At 66.5% G+C, this 18050-nt stretch carries 12 protein-coding genes, 1 tRNA gene and 1 pseudogene; all 14 read left to right on the top strand.

The features are described 5' to 3' along the window. A pseudogene (locus ACT84W_RS01515) lies at window positions 1-523 on the top strand (hypothetical protein); the annotation flags it as partial. A gap of 95 nt (window positions 524-618) precedes the next feature. Then, on the top strand, window positions 619-936 hold the full coding sequence (locus ACT84W_RS01520) for a YbaB/EbfC family nucleoid-associated protein (protein WP_417575777.1): 318 nt from the start codon (window positions 619-621) through the stop codon (window positions 934-936). A 30-nt stretch (window positions 937-966) separates the two neighbouring features. Continuing rightward, the gene (gene recR / locus ACT84W_RS01525) at window positions 967-1575 is read left to right on the top strand and encodes a recombination mediator RecR (RefSeq protein ID WP_417575774.1); all 609 of its coding nucleotides are present in this window, start codon (window positions 967-969) and stop codon (window positions 1573-1575) included. A 152-nt stretch (window positions 1576-1727) separates the two neighbouring features. Continuing rightward, window positions 1728-2510 (top strand): hypothetical protein, encoded by a 783-nt coding sequence (locus ACT84W_RS01530; protein WP_417575773.1) that lies wholly within the window; start codon window positions 1728-1730, stop codon window positions 2508-2510. A gap of 204 nt (window positions 2511-2714) precedes the next feature. After that, window positions 2715-2791: transfer RNA gene (locus ACT84W_RS01535), tRNA-Asp, on the top strand. 139 nt (window positions 2792-2930) lie between these two features. Next, window positions 2931-3623 carry an HAD family hydrolase gene (locus tag ACT84W_RS01540; protein WP_417575772.1) on the top strand — a complete coding sequence of 231 codons (693 nt, stop codon included), beginning with the start codon at window positions 2931-2933 and terminating at the stop codon, window positions 3621-3623. Between the two features lie 80 nt (window positions 3624-3703). Then, window positions 3704-4567 carry an adenine glycosylase gene (locus tag ACT84W_RS01545; protein WP_444327968.1) on the top strand — a complete coding sequence of 288 codons (864 nt, stop codon included), beginning with the start codon at window positions 3704-3706 and terminating at the stop codon, window positions 4565-4567. A gap of 206 nt (window positions 4568-4773) precedes the next feature. Further along, window positions 4774-6093, top strand: coding sequence for an O-acetylhomoserine aminocarboxypropyltransferase/cysteine synthase family protein (locus ACT84W_RS01550; protein ID WP_417575770.1), 1320 nt, complete (start codon window positions 4774-4776; stop codon window positions 6091-6093). 248 nt (window positions 6094-6341) lie between these two features. Next, window positions 6342-8528 carry a 1,4-alpha-glucan branching protein GlgB gene (glgB, locus tag ACT84W_RS01555; RefSeq protein WP_444327969.1) on the top strand — a complete coding sequence of 729 codons (2187 nt, stop codon included), beginning with the start codon at window positions 6342-6344 and terminating at the stop codon, window positions 8526-8528. Between the two features lie 116 nt (window positions 8529-8644). Further along, window positions 8645-11089, top strand: a complete 2445-nt coding sequence (locus ACT84W_RS01560; RefSeq protein WP_444327970.1) for a glycogen/starch/alpha-glucan phosphorylase — start codon at window positions 8645-8647, stop codon at window positions 11087-11089. Window positions 11090-11153: 64 nt separating this feature from the next. Further along, entirely contained in the window at window positions 11154-12302 is a 1149-nt protein-coding gene (locus ACT84W_RS01565) for a glucose-1-phosphate adenylyltransferase (RefSeq protein ID WP_417575767.1), read from the top strand. A gap of 2 nt (window positions 12303-12304) precedes the next feature. Continuing rightward, window positions 12305-13399 (top strand): glucose-1-phosphate adenylyltransferase subunit GlgD, encoded by a 1095-nt coding sequence (gene glgD / locus ACT84W_RS01570; protein WP_417575766.1) that lies wholly within the window; start codon window positions 12305-12307, stop codon window positions 13397-13399. A gap of 24 nt (window positions 13400-13423) precedes the next feature. Beyond that, window positions 13424-14923: a glycogen synthase GlgA gene (gene glgA / locus ACT84W_RS01575; RefSeq protein WP_417575765.1), complete on the top strand. Its 1500-nt coding sequence runs from the start codon at window positions 13424-13426 to the stop codon at window positions 14921-14923. A 4-nt stretch (window positions 14924-14927) separates the two neighbouring features. Further along, a partial coding sequence (locus tag ACT84W_RS01580; protein WP_444327971.1) for a 4-alpha-glucanotransferase occupies window positions 14928-18050 on the top strand: 3123 nt, incomplete at its 3' end.

Consider the following 18050-nt stretch of genomic DNA (forward strand, 5'->3'; position numbering starts at 1 on the left):
GGCCCCGGCCACGGCTCCCGCTCCCGCCCCGCAACCGGTCGCGCCGCGGCCGCCCGAGCCCGAGTACGTCCCCGACTCCGCCTATGCGGACGCGCCGTCCGAGGCGATGGGTGCCGACTACCCGATGCCCTGGGACGACCCTGCCGCCGCGGCGTCGGCGGCACCTCCCACTCCCGCCCCGGTCACGGCTCCCGTCCCCGCGCCCGCACCGATGGCGCAGCCCGCTGTGGCTGCGGCACCGTCGACCGCGCCCAGCGCCCCGGCGAGCGCGCCTGCGCCCTCGGCCGCCCAGCAGCCCGCCGTCTCGGCCCCGGTCGACCCCGCCGACCTCGCGCCCGAGTTCAGCGACATCCTCGCCGGGCTCACCGACGTGTTCGGCGCGCCGACCAATGTTTCTGTAGAGAAGCCCGTCGCCGACGAGGACGACGCCGACGTCTCGTATGATGACGAGGGCGTCGAGGCCGACCCGTCCGACGGCTCCGAGTTCGCCGACGAGCCCGCCGACGACGCCGACGACGAGTAATCGCCGGCCGGCGCACGATCAAGCAAGAAGACCAGCGCCCTTCTTTGTGGGGAAGGGCCGAACCAGGAGGAACGAACATGTCCAAGGGATTCAACATGGGCGGCATGAACCGCAACCAGATGATGGCGCAGGCGCGCAAGATGCAGGAGCAGCTCCTCGCCGCCCAGCAGCGCGCCTCCGAGACCGAGGTCTCGGCCAGCACGGGCGGCGGCATGGTCAAGGTCACCGCCACGGGCGACATGCGCGTGACCAGCGTGACCATCGACCCCGAGGCCGTGGACCCCGAGGATGTCGACATGCTGCAGGACATGGTCCTCGCCGCCGTCAACGACGCCCTCGAGCAGGCAGAGCAGATGGCCAGCAAGCAGATGAGCGCCGTGACCGGCGGCCTCAACATCCCGGGCCTCTTTTAGGCGCCTTCGGGAACGAGGCGTCCGAACACCATGGACTACCAGGCAAACGACGGCCATGCGCTGCAACGCCTCCTCGATGAGCTGGGCAGGCTCCCGGGCATCGGCCCGAAGTCGGCCCAGCGCATCGCGTATTACCTGCTCGAGGCGGATGCCGAGGAGGCGCGGCGCCTCGCCAACGCGATCCTCGAGGTCAAGCAGCAGGTCCACTTCTGCCCGGTGTGCTTCAGCTACGCCACGCGCGAGAAATGCGACGTCTGCGAGGACCCGAGCCGCGACCGCTCGACCATCTGCGTCGTCGGCGAGCCGCGCGACGTGCAGGCCATCGAGCGCACGGGCACGTATCGCGGCCTGTACCACGTGCTCGGCGGCGTCATCAGCCCGATGGACAAGATCGGCCCCGACCAGCTGCACGTCCGTGAGCTCCTGGCCCGCCTGGCGTCCGACGAGGTCGGCGAGGTCATCTTGGCCACGAACCCCGACGTCGAGGGCGAGACGACCGCGACCTACCTGGCCCGCCAGATCCACCCGCTCGGCATCCGCGTTACGCGCCTTGCGAGCGGCCTGCCCGTGGGCGGCGACCTCGAGTACGCCGACGAGGTCACCCTCGGGCGCGCCATCGAGGCCCGCCGCGAGCTCTAGCCGGAATCTCACGAGCTCGGGGACGGGCAAGGGCTCCGCGCCCCGCCGCGCCAAGTCCGCGCCCTTCTCGGCTTATTGCCCGGGGTATACTCTCTGCAAACGCAGCTCAAACACAGCGCGCCCGCCGGGCGCGACGGGAGGACCCGATAACCATGCCGTACAGTGACGAGAAGTCGCGACCCAGCGACGTCAACCCCTCGAAGATCACCACGCTCCATGCCGGCCAGGGCGCTGAGGTCACCACGCGCAAGAACGCGGCGCACGCGGCCGACCTGGCCCGTGTCAACGCCGAGAAGCGCTTCCGCAAGCGCCACTCGTCCGACAAGCTCTCCGCTTCCGCCGCCCGCGCGAGCAAACGCCTGGGCTCCGAGGAGGGGACCGTCGCCGAGGACTCCGGTCCGGAGCGCACGAACAAGAACATCTTCATCATCGTGGGCTGCGCGATCCTCGCGCTCGTGCTCCTCTTCTTCATCGTCCGCTGCGCGACGGCGGCGCTCACGCCGGAGCCCGAGAAGCCCCAGCAGAGCCAGGACCTCGCCCAGACCGATGAGCCCGCCCAGTCGCAGCCGGGCGAGGAGGGGTCGGTGACCATCCACGGCGTGGCATACACGCTCGGTCAGGCCGAGGACGGCGCGTGGGTCGTGCTCGCCAACGGCGAGGAGAACTTCATCGATGGCGGCACGCAGGGCATCCGCCTCTCCGGCAAGCCCTCCGGCCTGATCCAGTGCAACGGCGTGCTCGTGATCCCCGAGAGCCTGGAGGATGGCTGGGACGTCATCGCCTACAGGCCCGCCGACGGCTCGGTGCCCGTTCAGGTCGCGGACGCCGACGGCAACCTGGTCCACGGCTCCGGCTCCATCACCTCGGCCGAGCTCAACGGCACGACCATCGTCGTCACCGATTCCACGGGCGCCACGACGAACGTGTCGCTCTAAGGTTGGCCCCGGCCAAGAATCGCCTGGCATGGGCGGATGCCTCTTCAGGGGCGTCCGCCCATGTCTTTCTTCGTCGCTCGTATGGCTTAGGAGGGCGTTTACGCACGTCGCGGCCCTGTTTTCTCGCTCGCCAAAACTTTTTTAAAATTCCTACTAGACAAACGGGCGCGAGCCATGCAATACTATTCCTCGCGCAAGGCGCACGGGGTGTTAGCTCAGCTGGTTAGAGCGCCGGCCTGTCACGTCGGAGGTCGAGGGTTCGAGTCCCTTACATCCCGCCATTGCACAGATGAGGGCCCTCTTCTGAGGGCCCTTTTTCGTGGAGCTCGACGGTCTGCCTCATCGCCCATGACTTACGTTGAGCGAACCCGGGCGCGGTATCATAGCGCCATTATGTATGCAGGAGGACGGGGCCAGCACATGCAGGCAAGCACTACCGCAGATATCAAGCAGATCGCGGTCTTCGACTACGACGGCACGTGCATCGACGGTCAGTCCGGCTCCCTCTTTACCACCTACCTCCTCACCCACGGCATGATGTCGCTGCCGCGCGCGCTGCGCCTCGGCTGGTGGGGGGCGCGCTACAAGCTGCACCTCCCGTACCGCCAGGACGAGGCACGCGAGCTCGTGTTCGGCGCCTTGGGCGAGATGACCCCCGAGCGCATCGCCGAGGTCATGCGGGCCTTCCATGACGAGGTCCTGGGCAAGAAGTACCGATCCGCCGCAATCGCCGAGGTGACCCGGCGCCGCGAGGAGGGCTGCGTCACGCTGCTCGTCTCGGCGACGTTCGACGTGATTGCGGGGGCGGCCGCCGAGGTGCTCGGGGTCGACGCAGTGCTGGCCACGCAGATGGAGCGCGACGCGAACGGCCGCTACACCGGCCGGGTCGAGGGAACGGTCGTCGCCGGTGCCGAGAAGTACCGCTCCGTGGAGCGCTGGTGCGACGATCGCTTCGGCGCGGGCGCGTGGCGGCTCGCCTATGCGTACGGCGACCACCACAGCGACGAGGACCTTCTTTCCCGCGCGGGCGAGGCGTTCGCCGTGTGTCCCGGCCAGACGCTCAAGTCCATCGCAAAGAAGAACGGCTGGGAGATCCTGGATTGGGACAAATAAGCCGGCGGGACAGCGCGCCTGCCCTGCTCGCCGAGGGTAATGTGGTTGCGCTCGGCGACGGGGCCTCATCAGACGCCGGGGTGGCGACAGACGATGCCCTGACGCCTCTTTCCGACTTCCGCGAGAAGGTCCGCGAGCAGGGGAGCGAGCTCTACCGCGACCTGCCGTGGCGCCGCACGCGAGACCCCTACGAGATCTGGATCAGCGAGGTCATGCTGCAGCAGACGCAGGTGAGCCGCGTGGACGGCCGCTGGCAGCGTTGGCTTGCACGGTTCCCCCGCGTTGCCGACCTGGCCGCCGCCGACGCGGCCGACGTGCTCGACGAGTGGCAGGGCCTCGGCTATAACCGCCGGGCGCTCGCGGTGCATCGCGCGGCGCAGGTGGTCCTCGAGGCAGGAGGGGAGTTCCCGCGCGGCGAGCGCGAGCTGCGCGCGCTTCCGGGCATCGGCCCCGCGACGGCGGCCGGCATCCGCGCCTTCGCCTTCGACCTCCACGGCGTGTATCTCGAGACGAATGTGCGCACGGTGCTGCTCCACGAGCTTCTTCCCGGGCGCGAGGACGTGCCCGATCGCGAGCTCGCGGAACTGGCCGAGGCGACCTGCCCGCCCGACGGCGGCTTCGCCGACGACCCGGCCGACGACCCGCGCAGCTGGTACTACGCGATGCTCGACTACGGCGCGTACCTCAAGCGGACGGTCGCGAACCCCTCGCGCCGCTCGCGGGCGCACGCCAAGCAATCCCGCTTCGAGGGCTCGAGGCGCCAGAAGCGAGCCGCGCTCGTGCGCGCCTTGCTGGCCCGCCGCGAAGGCGCCGGCATGGGCGAGCTGGTCGCTGCCGTGCGCGCCGAGGGCATCGAGCTCGACGATGCGCTGGCCGCGGAGCTCATGTCCGAGCTCGCCGCCGAGGGCTTCTGCCGCGCCTCAGGCGGGTTGTGGCTCCCATAGCTGGGCTTCTTCCGAATTGTAGGCAGTGCAGCTGCTATATCGCTGCCCGAGCAAACCGGGGTATCGCCTCGACCGATAACCAATCCACGAAATCAGGGGGCTACGCCCCCGCCAGCCCGCGGCCTAGTATTCATAGCCGTAAAGCAACCCCGACGAAAAACACCCTCGCCGCCGCCCCGCGCGACGCCAACGAAAGGAAGCCCCAAATGCCGTTCCAGCTCGATCCCACCTTCGCCCAGGACCCCGCCAAGCACTTCGACACCCTCCAGATCCACGCAGGCCTCGCCCCCGACCCCGTTACTGGCTCCGCCGCGCTGCCCATCTACGCCTCGGCCGCGTTCCAGTTCGACTCCGCCGAGGACGGCGCCGCCAAGTTCGCGCTCGAGAAGCCCGGCAACGTCTACGGCCGTCTGACCAACACCACCACCGACTCCATCGCGGCCCGCGTCGCCGCGCTCGAAGGCGCGACCGGCGCCGTCGCCGTCGCCTCTGGCCACGCGGCCGAGATCCTCGCCCTCACGAACCTCGTCGGCGCCGGCGACCACATCGTCGCCTCCGACTCGCTCTACGGCGGCACCTGGAACATCTTCCTGCACACCCTAGGCGACCTCGGCGTCGAGACCACCTTCGTCGAGAACAACGACATCGACGCCTTCGTCGCCGCCACCAAGGAGAACACCAAGCTCTGGTACGTCGAGACCATCGGCAACCCGCTCGTCGACGTGGCCGACGTCCCCGCCATCGTCGAGGCCGCCAACTCCCTCAAGGAGCCGGTGCCGGTCTACGTCGACAACACCTTCGCCACGCCCTACCTCTACCGCCCGGCCGACGACGGCGCCGCGGTCGTCATCGAGTCGCTGACCAAGTGGATCGCCGGCCACGGCGCGACGCTCGGCGGCGCCGTGATCGACACCGGCAAGTTCGACTGGAAGAAGACCCCCGGCAAGTTCCCGACCCTCACCGAGCCCGACCCCTCCTACCATGGCGCCGTCTTTGCCGATGCCGCGCCCGCCGCGCCCTTCTCGACCCGTGTCCTGGCCAACAAGCTCCGTGACTTCGGCCCCACGCTCTCTCCGTACGCGGCGCAGCTCATCGGCCTCGGCATCGAGACGCTGTCCCTGCGCGTCCAGCGCCACTGCGACAACGCCCTGGCCGTCGCCAAGTTCCTCGAGAGCCACCCGAAGGTCAGCTGGGTCCGCTACTCCGGCCTGGAGAACGACCCGTCCCACGAGGTCGCCTCGCGCATCCTGCACAACGGCTTCGGCGGCGTGGTGGTCTTCGGCGTCAAGGGCGGCCGCGACGCCGGCCTGAAGGTCGTCGACAACGTCAAGCTCTTCACGCACCTGGCCAACGTGGGCGACGCCAAGTCCCTCATCATCCACCCCGCCTCGACCACGCACTCCCAGCTCACCCCCGAGCAGCTCAAGGCCGCTCACCTCTCTGAGGACCTCATCCGCCTCTCCATCGGCATCGAGAACGTCGACGACATCATCGCCGACCTCGACCAGGCCCTCGCCAACGCCTAATCGGCGCCCTAGCATCACCGACTCGGAAAAAAGGACGGCCGCCCACCGCGGCCGCCCTTCTTTTTTGCGCGAGCCGAGTCTGTTCGTGAGCGCGCCGGCGCCTACGCCCACCGGCCCGCTCGCTCACTCGCGGATTCGTGTGGACGAACCGTGGAGGGAACTGGTAAAACTGACTGTGTGTCAAAACGCGATGGGAGCCGCGGCGCATTCGATCCGCCGCGGCAAGGGATAAGCGACAGGAGCGTTCGATGGACACCCTCGACAGCAGCCTCTACCTCAGCAATGATGATGTGTATCTGCTCGGAAACGGCAAGTGGTACCGCAGCTACGAGAAGCTCGGCGCCCACCCCGCAAAGGCGAACGACGGCGCTACGGGCTACCACTTCGCCGTGTGGGCCCCGCACGTGCAGTCGGTCCACGTGATCGGCGACTTCAACGGCTGGGACGAGGGCGCGAACCCTCTGTCCAGGTCCGAGCACGGCGACGTGTGGCAAGGCTTCATCCCCGGCGTCGTCGAGGGCCAGCTCTACAAGTACCTCCTCGTCTCGCACGACGGCGAGAAGATCTACAAGGCAGACCCGTATGCGTTCTTCTCTGAGCTGCCCCCGGGAACCGCCTCCCGCACGGCCGACCTCTCCGGCTACGACTGGAAGGACGACGCCTGGCTGGCCGAGCGCGCCCAGCGCCCGATGCTCAAGAGCCCGCTCAACATCTTTGAGGTCCATCTTGGCAGCTGGAAGCGCCACGGCGACGAGCCGCAGGGCGAGCCCCGCGAGGACGGCACCTGGCCGGGCCCCGGCGACCCCTTCCCCGCGCAGCGCGGCACCTTCTACACCTATGACGACCTCTCGAAGGAGCTCGTCGCCTACGTGAAGAAGATGGGCTACTCCCACATCGAGGTCCTGCCCCTCTCGGAGCACCCCTTCGACGGGTCGTGGGGCTACCAGCCCACCGGCTACTTCGCGCCGACCTCCCGCTACGGCAACCCCCGGCAGCTCATGCACTTCGTCGACGCGTGCCACAAGGCCGGCATCGGCGTGATCATGGACTGGGTCCCCGGCGGGTTCTGCGCCGACGCCCATGGGCTGGCAACCTTCAATGGCGAGATGCTCTATGAGCACGAGATCCACCCCAACTGGGGCACCCACAAGTTCGACTACTCCCGCCCGCAGGTCCGCAGCTTCCTCGTCTCGAACGCCCTTTACTGGGTCGAGACCTACCACATCGACGGTATCCGCATGGACGGCGTGAGCTCGATGCTCTACATGAACTTCGGCATCGACGACCCGAGCCAGAGGCGCTTCAACAAGCTCGGCACCGAGGAGAACCTCGACGCCTCCGCCTTCATCCGCCAGACGAACACGACCATGGGCGAGCTGCACCCCGACGTCATGATGATCGCCGAGGAGTCCACCGCCTGGCCGCTCGTGACCTACCCGCCCGAGGACGGCGGCCTTGGCTTCCACTTCAAGTGGGATATGGGCTGGATGAACGACACCCTGCACTACATGCAGACCGACTTCCCGTGGCGCCCGGGCAACCACCGCATGATCACGTTCTCCACGATGTACCAGTTCAACGAGAACTTCGTGCTCCCGCTCTCGCATGATGAGGTCGTCAACGGCAAGTGCTCGCTCATCACCCGCATGCCGGGCGACCAGTGGCGCCAGTTCGCCGGCCTGCGCGCGCTCGCCTTCTACCAGATGACCCATGCCGGCGGTAAGCTCAACTTCATGGGCAACGAGATCGGCCAGTACATCGAGTGGCGCTACTACGAGGGCATCCAGTACTTCCTCACCAAGGACTTTGAGGCTCATCGCAACCAGCAGGTCTACATCGAGGCGCTGAATAAGTTCTATAACAAGAACGCGGCCCTGTGGCAGCGCGGCTACCAGTCCGACGGCTTCGAGTGGATCGACGCGGACAACGCCGACCAGTCCATTGTCAGCTTCGTCCGCCGCGGCGACGATCCCGACGATGAGCTCGTGATCCTCATCAACTTCGACATCAACGCCCGCGAGGACTTCCGCCTCGGCGTGCCCGAGTGGGGCTACTACGCCGAGAAGTTCAACTCCGACGCCGTGGAGTTCGGCGGCTCCGGCGTGCTCAACGAGGGGCGCATCCCCTGCGAGGACGTGGCCTGGAACGGTCGCGAGCAGTCCATCGTCCTGCGCATCCCACCACTGGCGGGCGTTGTGCTCAAGAAGGTCGCCAGGCAAGCCAAGCCGAAAAAGGCCGTGAAGGCCGCCGCAAAGCCGGCCGCGAAGGCCTCGGCAAAGAAGCCCGCCGCGAAGAAGGCGCCCGCCGCGAAGGCGACCGCCAGGCCCGCAGCAAAGAAATCCCCGGTCAAAGCCGCTGTCAAGCCCGCCGCTGCAGCAAAGGCCAAGGCGCCCGCGGGCAAGAAGGCCGTTAAGGCTTCCGCCGCTGCCAAATAAACCGATGTAAAATCACAGGGGCCGCCGCACAAGCGGCCCCTACCCTGCCCAGCCGTTCCCACGGCCGGGGCACGTTGCTCTGCTGTTATGTTCTGATCGCCTAGAAGGGGAAAAGAATGGCGAATTACCAGGAGATCTTTAAGGACAAGAAGGACTTCGAGGCCCAGTACCGCGCGGCTTGCCAGTCTGAGCTCGGCAAGACGTTCGACCAGTGCAGCGAGCTCGAGCAGTTCCAGGTCCTCGCCCGTCTCATCGCGTCCAAGGGCAACGCGCAGCTGCCCGTGAGCCACTCGAAGGACGAGAAGAAGGTCTACTACTTCAGCCTCGAGTTCCTCATCGGCCCGCTCCTCGACAACTACCTCATCAACTACGGTATCCGCGACCTCGTGGCCGATGCCATGAAGGATATGGGCTCCGACCTCGACGCTGTTTGCCGCCAGGAGGTCGACCCCGGCCTCGGCAACGGCGGCCTTGGCCGCCTGGCCGCGTGCTTCCTCGCCTCGATGGCGCACAACGGCATGGCCGGCTACGGCAACGGCATGCGCTACCGCTACGGCCTGTTCCACCAGGACATCGAGGGCGGCCGCCAGGTCGAGCGCACCGACAACTGGCTCGCCAACGGCTTCCCCTGGGAGACCCGCAAGGACGCCTCTGCCGTTACCGTCCGCTTCAACGGCCACGTCGTCCGCCACGAGGACGAGAAGGGCAACTTCTGGTTCACCGAGGAGGGCGGCGACCTCGTCCGCGCCGTCCCGTACGACGTGCCCGTCATCGGCTTCGAGGGCAAGGTCGTGAACAAGCTTCGCCTCTGGAGCGCCGAGCCCGCCGAGGAGAACTTCGACCTCGACGCCTTCAACGACGGCGACTACGCCAAGGCCAACAAGTTCCGCTCCGACGTCGAGGCCATCTCGACCATCCTTTACCCCAACGACGCCGGCGAGCACGGCCGCCTGCTGCGCCTGAAGCAGGAGTACCTCTTCGTCTCCGCGGGCCTGCAGACCATCCTGCGCTCCTACGAGAAGGACTTCGGCCCCGACTGGGCGAACCTCGGCAAGCGCGTCAGCGTCCACACCAACGACACCCACCCCGCCATGTGCGGCCCTGAGCTGCTGCGCATTCTGGTCGACGAGAAGGGCGTGGACTTCGACGAGGCCTTCGAGATCGTCCACGAGACCGTGAGCTTCACCAACCACACCGTCATGCCCGAGGCGCTCGAGAAGTGGCCCATCAACACCTTCCGCAGCCTCCTGCCGCGCCTCTACATGTTCATCGAGGAGATCGACCGCCGCTGGCGCGATGGCCTTTCCGAGAAGCTCAGCGAGGACGGCTCCTCCTGGACCGACGTCCTGCGCAACACCGCCATCCTCTGGGACGGCAAGGTGCGCATGGCGAACCTCTCCATCATCTTCAGCCACTCGGTCAACGGCGTTTCCGCCCTTCACTCCGACATCCTCAAGCGCGAGACCTTCAAGGACTTCGCGCGCCTGGAGCCCGAGCTGTTCAACAACAAGACCAACGGCGTGACCCACCGCCGCTTCCTGCGCGAGGCGAACCCCGCCTACTCCAAGCTCATCACCGACGCCATCGGCGACGGCTGGCTCTCGGACGCCAACGAGCTCGAGAAGCTCGTCCCCTTCGAGTCCGACGTCGACTTCCTGGACTCCATGGACGTCGCCCGCAAGGAGAACAAGGAGCGCCTTGCCGCCTACATCAAGGAGACCTCCGGCACCGTCCTGGACACCAACATGGTCTTCGACGTGCAGGTCAAGCGTTTCCACGCGTATAAGCGCCAGCTGCTCTCGGTCTTCAAGATCCTCGATCTGCGCAACCGCATCCTCGACGACCCGAACTTCGACCCGCAGCCCACGGCCTTCATCTTCTCGGGCAAGGCGGCGCAGAGCTACGCCTTCGCCAAGGAGGTCATCCGACTGATCAACTCCCTTGCCGACGTCGTCAACAACGACCCGCGCGTGAACCAGAAGATCCAGGTCGCCTTCGTCCCGAACTTCGCCGTCTCGAACGCGCAGTACATCTACTCTGCCGCCGACATCTCCGAGCAGATCAGCCTCGCGGGCACCGAGGCCTCCGGCACCTCGAACATGAAGCTCATGATGAACGGCGCCCTGACCCTGGGCACCCTCGATGGCTCCAACGTCGAGATCTCCGAGCTCGTCGGACCCGAGAACATCAAGATCTTCGGCATGAAGACCGAGGAGGTCGAGGCGCTCCAGGCGTCCGGCACCTACTACGCCTGGGACCGCTACAACGCCGACCGCGACCGTCTCGGCCGTATCGTCGACCAGCTCGTCGACGGCACCCTCGCGGGCCTTTCCGGCAACTTCGAGAGCGTCCACGACCACCTTATGGTCGAGAACGACCCCTACCTGGTCATGGGCGACTTCCATGCCTATGTCCAGGCCTGGGAGGAGCTCACGAAGGGCTACGCCGATCGCCGCGCCTGGAACAAGGCCGCCCTGCACAATACCGCTAAGGCGGGTTTCTTCTCCAGTGACAGAACTATCGCCGAATACGAGGCTGATATCTGGCACATTGATGCTTAGTTAGCTGGTCGGGGGACGGGGCCTCCGTCCCCCGATCGTCTGTTTGGCCGAAAGGAGTGGGGGAATGAGCAAAAAGGAGTGCATTGCAATGCTCCTTGCTGGTGGGCAAGGAAGCAGGCTCGGTGCGCTGACGAGTAACGTAGCAAAGCCCGCGGTGTCGTTTGGTGGCAAGTTCCGCATCATCGACTTCGCGCTCTCCAACTGCGCCAACTCTAATGTGAACACGGTGGGCGTCCTGACGCAGTATCGCCCGTACCTGCTGCACAGCTATATCGGAACCGGCGAGGCGTGGAACCTCGACGAGCGCGACGGCGGGGTCTCCATCCTGCCGCCGTACGCGACGCAGACCGGCGGCGCCTGGTACGAGGGCACCGCTGACGCCGTGACGCAGAACATCGGCTACATCGAGCAGAACGACCCCGAGTATGTGCTCATCCTCTCGGGCGACCAGCTCTACCGCATGGACTACGCCGACATGCTCGCCACGCACAAGAAGAACAACGCGGACCTGACCATCGCCGTCATGCCCGTGCCTTGGGAGGAGGCGTCCCGCTTCGGCATCATCACCGCCGATGACGAGGGCCGCATCACCAAGTTCACCGAGAAGCCCAAGAAGCCCGACTCCAACCTCGCCTCCATGGGCATCTATATCTTCACGACCGACCTTCTCCTCGAGGCCCTTCGCGAGGACGCCGTCGACCAAACCTCTGAGCACGACTTCGGCAAGAACATCATCCCGAAGCTCCTCGGCGACGGCAAGCGCCTGTACACCTACGAGTTCAACGGCTTCTGGCGCGACGTCGGCACCATCTCCAGCTATCACGAGACGAGCATGGACCTGCTCGGCCCGAACCCGGCGTTCGACATCTACGACGACGAGTTCCCCATCATGTCCAACGCCTCCACGCGCCCGCCTTCATTTGTGGGCCGCAACGGCGAGGTCGAGGACTGCCTCGTCTCCAACGGCTGCCGCATCTTCGGCAAGGCTCAGCACTCGATCATCTCGACCGACGCCTACATCGGCGAGCGCGCGACCGTCGTCGACTCCGTGCTGCTCCCGGGCGCCGTGGTCAAGGACGGCGCGCACGTGGTGCGCGCGATCCTCGGCGAGAACGCCGTGGTCGAGGAGAACGTCAACCTCGGCTCCATCGACACGACGAAGGACACTGCCGTCATCGGCAACGACGTCGTTGTCGGGAAGGGGGACAACTAATCATGCAAAAGGTCATTGGCCTCATCACCTGCAATTACTCAGCCAAGGCCACCGGTCCCCTGGCTGAGACCCGCCCCATCGCCTCGATGCCGTTCTTCGGTCGTTACCGCCTGGTCGACTTCCCGCTGTCGAACCTCGTCAACGCCGGCATCCGCACCGTGGGCATGATCATGCCGTACAACTACCGCTCGCTGGTCGACCACGTCGAGTCCGGCAAGGATTGGGACCTGGACCGCAAGAACGGCGGCCTGTTCATCCTGCCCGGCAGCGCCTTCGGCACCTCCCGCACCGGCGCGCGCTTCCTGCTGCGCGACCTCGTGCACAACAAGGTCTACTTCATGCGCTCCACGGCCGACTACGTGATCTTCTCGTCCGCGAACTTCGTGTACAACATGGACTTCGAGGCACTCTACCAGGCGCACGTCAACTCCGGTGCGGACATCACCGTCCTCACCAACGTGGCGCCCAAGGCCAACGAGGACGTCGTCGCCTTCAACGTCGAGGGCAACCGCGTGACCGGTATCCGCAACGGCGTGAACTTCGGCGACACTGCGTTCCTCGACACCTTCATCATGAGCCGCTCGCTGCTGCTCGACATGTTCGACTGGTACGCGCCCACCGACTACCTCGACCTCTTTGAGGCGATGGCCGGCGATTTCGGCCGCGTGAACGTCCAGACCTTCAACTACGACGGCTACGTCGCGCCCATCTTCAACAAGAAGGACTACTTCGCCGCCAACATGGACTTCCTCGACCCGAGGGTTTCCGACGAGGTCTTCCCGGCCGACCGCTTCATCAAGACGAAGGCCCACGACACGCCTCCCGCGAAATTCGAGATCGGCTCGCGCGTCCAGAACTCCCGCATTTCCTCCGGTTGCCGCATCTACGGCGCCGTGAGCGACTCCATCCTCGGCCGCGGCGTCATCGTCGAGGCCGGCGCGACCGTGCGCAACTCCATCGTGATGCAGAGCTGCATCGTGAAGAGCGGCGCCCGCGTGGAGAACGCCATCGTCGACCGCGGCAACACCGTGCCTGCCGGCACGGAGCTGCGCGGCACCCCCGACGACGTCCTCGTCAAAGAGAAGAGCCGCGACTAGCACCAAACAGAAAGCGAACAGAACATGTCAACTTCCGCCAAGCGCAGAAAGATGAGGGTGCTGTTCGCGGGCTCCGAGGCCGTACCGTTCTCGAAGACGGGCGGCCTCGGGGACGTGGCGGGTTCGCTGCCGCGTGCCCTCAAGCACGCGGGCGCCCGCGCCGCCGTGATCACCCCGCTCTACGCCACCATCCCGCAGCAGTACAAGGACCAGATGAAGCACGTGGCCGACTTCTACGTGCCCCTGGCCTGGCGCAACATCTACTGCGGCATCGAGAAGGTCACCCTGCAGGGGCTGGACTTCTACTTCATCGACAACAAGGACTACTTCGGCCGCGACAAGCTCTACGGCTACTTCGACGACGGCGAGCGCTACGCGTACTTCGCGAAGGCCATCTGCGAGGCCATCGCCAAGGTCCCCGAGCTCGAGTGCGATGTGCTGCACTGCAACGACTGGCAGACCGCCCTGTGCCCCGTCTTCCTGCGCGAGTTCTACCGCGACGTGCCCCAGTGCAACAACGTGAAGACCGTCTTCACCGTCCACAACGTCAAGTTCCAGGGCCAGTACGGCGACAAGATCCTCACCGAGATCCTCGGCCTGGGTCACATCCCCGCCGCCCGCGACCAGCTCCGCTGCGACAAGGACTCCATCAACTACATGAAGGGCGCCCTGTGCTACTCGGACTGGATCACCACCGTGAGCCCGAGCTACGCCAATGAGCTCAAGATGCCGTTCTACGGCGAGGGCATGGACGGGATCTTCCGCCGCCGCGCGAACGTCCTTTCCGGCATCCTCAACGGTATCGACCAGACCATCTGGAACCCCGCGTCCGACCCGATGATCCCGGCGAACTACTCCATCAACGACATGGAGCAGAAGGCCGAGTGCAAGCGCGCGCTCCAGGAGGAGCTCGGGCTCGACCAAGACCCGACCCGCCCGCTCGTCGTGAGCATCGGCCGCCTGACCGACCAGAAGGGCCTCGGGCTCGTCCGCTACGCGATGGACCACCTCATGCAGCGCGGCGTCCAGGTCGCCATCCTGGGCACCGGCGACGCGGACCACGAGAACGCCTTCCGCTACTTCCAGTCCAAGTACCCCGGCAAGATGTGCGCGCGCATCGCCTTCGACAACGCGCTCTCGCACCGCATGTACGCCGGCGGCGACATGCTGCTCATGCCGTCCGAGTTCGAGCCGTGCGGCCTTTCTCAGATGATCGCCATGCGCTACGGCACCCTTCCTGTGGTGCGCGAGACCGGCGGCCTGCGCGACTCCGTCGCCCCGTACAACAAGTTCACGGGCGAGGGCACGGGCTTCAGCTTCGCGAACATGAACGCCGACGAGATGGCCGACACCCTGCTGGGCGCCTGCGAGATCTTCTGGACGGACAAGCAAGCCTGGGATAAGCTCGTGAACAACGCGATGTCCACCGACTTCAGCTGGCGTCGAGCCGCGAACGACTACATGGACATCTACCACTGGCTCCACCCGGAGATCATTCGTTACAACAAGAGAAGAGATAGGTAATTCTTTGAGAGCTAGGCACGTAACCTCAGAGAAGGAGTACAGAACTCCATTCGGCGCCGCCCAACTGGGCGGCGTCGTCACGCTGGGCATCGATATCTGGGACGACGACGTCACGTTCTGCACGCTGAGGGTGTGGACCGATGCCCACGGCGAGCAGCTTATCGAGATGAAGGGGACGTCTGCGGGCGACCACCTGCACTTCTCGGTGGACTATAAGCCTGCCGAGACGGGCGTCGTGTGGTACAGCTTCGACATCGAGGCCTCCGACGGGGCGGTGTGGCGCTACGGCGCCAAGCCCCGCTGGACCACCGGCGAGGGCGCCTTCGCCTACGGGGACCCGCCTTCTTTCCAGATCACCGTGTTCGAGCCGCGCGCGACGCAGCCCGACTGGTACAAGAAGGGCATCGTCTACCAGGTGTTCCCCGATCGCTTCGCGCGCGGGGAGGGTTGGCGCGAGCAGGCCGAGGCTGCGCTCGCGGCACACCGCAACGGCCCCGAGCGCGTGCTCGTGGAGGATTGGGACACCGCCCCCACGTACAAGCGCAAGTCCGAAACCGACCTGGGGATCGCGCGCTGGGACTTCTACGGCGGAACCCTCGAGGGCATCCGCGAGAAGCTCGGCTACCTCAAGGGCCTGGGCGTGACCGTCATCTACCTCAACCCGATTTTTGAGGCGCAGAGCAACCACCGCTACGACACGGCCGACTACCTGCGCATCGATCCGATGCTGGGTACCGAGAGGGACTTTGGGCGCCTGTGCGACGAGGCTGCCGAGATGGGCATCTCGGTGATTCTTGACGGCGTGTGGAACCACTGCGGCCGAGACTCGGTGTACTTCAACCGAGACGAGAACTACCCGGACGCCGGCGCTTGGCAGGCCCACGAGGACGGCGCCGAGTCGCCCTACGCCGACTGGTTCACCTTCAACGAGGACGGAACCTACGCCGGCTGGTGGGGCAACCAGGACATGCCGAGCTACCGCGACGACTGCGAGCCGTTCCACGAGCTCGTGTGCGGCAAGGACGGCGTCGTCCGCAAATGGCTGCGCGCCGGCGCGCGCGGCTGGCGCATGGACGTGGCCGACGAGCTCACCGACGAGTTCATCGCCCAGATCAAGGCCGCCGCGGTGGCCGAGAAGGACGACTCCGTGCTCATCGGCGAGGTGTGGGAGGACGCGTCGAATAAGCTCGCCTACGGCAAGTTCCGCCAGTACTTCCAGGGCAAGGAGCTCGACGGCGTGATGAACTACCCGCTGCGCACGGGGCTTCTTGACTACGTCTGCGGCCGCATCGGCGCCGACGAGCTGGCCGCCCGTCTGGAGCAGCTGCGCGAGAACTACCCGCGCGACGCTTTCTACAGCTCGCTCAACCTGCTGGGCAGCCACGACCGCGAGCGCCTCTACACGGTGCTCGGAGGCGCGCCCGACCCCGACTCCATGACCGAGGACGAGCGCGAGGCGTTCCGCCTCGACGAGGGCCAGGCGTCGCTGGCCATGAGCCGCCTGTGGCTCACCGTGCTGCTGCAGATGACGCTGCCCGGCGTGCCGTGCGTGTATTACGGCGACGAGCTGGGCCTCGAGGGCCTGCGCGACCCGTACAACCGCGCGAGCTTCCCGTGGGGCGGCGGCCGTCGCGACTGCTTCAATATCTTCCGCAACGCCATCGCCATCCGAAAGACGCTGCCGGTGCTCACCGACGGCGAGTTCGAGCCCTTTAGCAGCGGGCACGGCGTGTTCGGCTTCTGGCGCCGCGGCAAGGACGGCAGCCAGGTCTGCGTGCTCGTCAACGCCGGGCTCCACGACTCGCGCACCGTGCGTGTGCCCATGGTCGACGAGGCCGTGAGCGACGTGGTGAGCGGCAACGCGCCCAAGGTCGACCACGGCCAGGCAGAGGTCTTCCTGTGGCCGCTCGGCACCGCCATCCTGCACTTCCACAAGAAAGCCCGCCTCCAGAAGCCGCTCGAGCGCGGCATGGGCGTGCTGTGCCACGTGACCTCCGTGCCCAACGGCGCCAAGCCCGGCACGATGGGCGCCCCGGCGCGCAAGTTCGTGGACTGGCTCGCCGACGCCGGCGTGCGCTACTGGCAGGTGCTCCCCGTGACCCCGCCCGACAGCTTCGGCTCGCCCTACGCCGGTCTCGGCGCCTTCGCGGGCAACACCGCGCTGCTCGAGAAGGGTATCGATAAGACCCTCGCCGCGCTCAAGGGCTGCGAGAAGACCCGCGAGTTCCGCGAGTTCTGCGAGGCGAACGAGTACTGGCTCACGAGCTACGCGTGCTTCATGGCGATCAAGGACCTGCTCGGGCCCGTCGAGTGGCAGAAGTGGCCGGCCAAGTACCGGAGCTTCTCGCCGGAGCTCGCCGAGGACCCCAAGCTCAAGGCTGGTGTGCTCAAGCACGCGAAGCTGCAGTTCGAGTTCGAGCGCGAGTGGGCCGAGCTGCGCGAGTACGCGAACAGCCGCGGTATCGCCATCGTGGGCGACATGCCCATGTACGTGAGCGGCGACTCTGCTGATGTCTGGGCCGAGCCCGACATCTTCAACCTCGATGACGACGGCTACGCCGCCGCCCGCGCCGGCGCTCCCGGCGACGCCTTCGCGCCCGAGGGCCAGCTCTGGGGCAACCCGACGTATAGGTGGGATGTCCTGGCCGAGCAGGGCTACGGCTGGTGGCTCTACCGCTTCAGCCGTGCATTCGATGTGTACGACTACGTGCGCCTGGACCACTTCATCGGGTTCTCTTCGTACTACTCGATCCCCAAGGGCAAGAAGCCCAGCGAGGGTGAGTTCAACTTCGGCCCGGGCGCCGCGCTCTTCGAGGCGGCCTATGCGCAGTTCGGCCCGCTGCCGTTCATCGCCGAGGATCTGGGCGCGATCACCCCGGCCGTCCGCGCGCTCGTGGCGCAGACGGGCATCCCGGGCATGGACGTCGTGCAGTTCGCCGACAACGACGTGCGCGGCGGCTACGAGCCGAAGCCGGGCACCATCGTCTACGCCGGCACGCACGACAACCAGACCCTGCTCGGGTGGGTCAAGTCGCGCTTCGGCGTCGAGGGCGAGGAGGCCCGCGAGCTCGCGGGACGCATCGCCCGCGACGTGCTCGCGACGGATGCCGACGTTGCCGTTATGCAG

Origin of the sequence: Paratractidigestivibacter sp. (assembly GCF_052362415.1) — a bacterium.
In the GTDB taxonomy this organism is placed as follows: domain Bacteria; phylum Actinomycetota; class Coriobacteriia; order Coriobacteriales; family Atopobiaceae; genus Paratractidigestivibacter.

Coding starts and splice junctions, on each gene's coding strand:
- glgA (WP_417575765.1), top strand. CDS start 13,424: ATGTCAACTTCCGCCAAGCGCAGAAAGATGAGGGTGCTGTTCGCGGGC.
- ACT84W_RS01565 (WP_417575767.1), top strand. CDS start 11,154: ATGAGCAAAAAGGAGTGCATTGCAATGCTCCTTGCTGGTGGGCAAGGA.
- ACT84W_RS01530 (WP_417575773.1), top strand. CDS start 1,728: ATGCCGTACAGTGACGAGAAGTCGCGACCCAGCGACGTCAACCCCTCG.
- recR (WP_417575774.1), top strand. CDS start 967: ATGGACTACCAGGCAAACGACGGCCATGCGCTGCAACGCCTCCTCGAT.
- ACT84W_RS01560 (WP_444327970.1), top strand. CDS start 8,645: ATGGCGAATTACCAGGAGATCTTTAAGGACAAGAAGGACTTCGAGGCC.
- glgB (WP_444327969.1), top strand. CDS start 6,342: ATGGACACCCTCGACAGCAGCCTCTACCTCAGCAATGATGATGTGTAT.
- ACT84W_RS01540 (WP_417575772.1), top strand. CDS start 2,931: ATGCAGGCAAGCACTACCGCAGATATCAAGCAGATCGCGGTCTTCGAC.
- ACT84W_RS01520 (WP_417575777.1), top strand. CDS start 619: ATGGGCGGCATGAACCGCAACCAGATGATGGCGCAGGCGCGCAAGATG.
- ACT84W_RS01550 (WP_417575770.1), top strand. CDS start 4,774: ATGCCGTTCCAGCTCGATCCCACCTTCGCCCAGGACCCCGCCAAGCAC.
- glgD (WP_417575766.1), top strand. CDS start 12,305: ATGCAAAAGGTCATTGGCCTCATCACCTGCAATTACTCAGCCAAGGCC.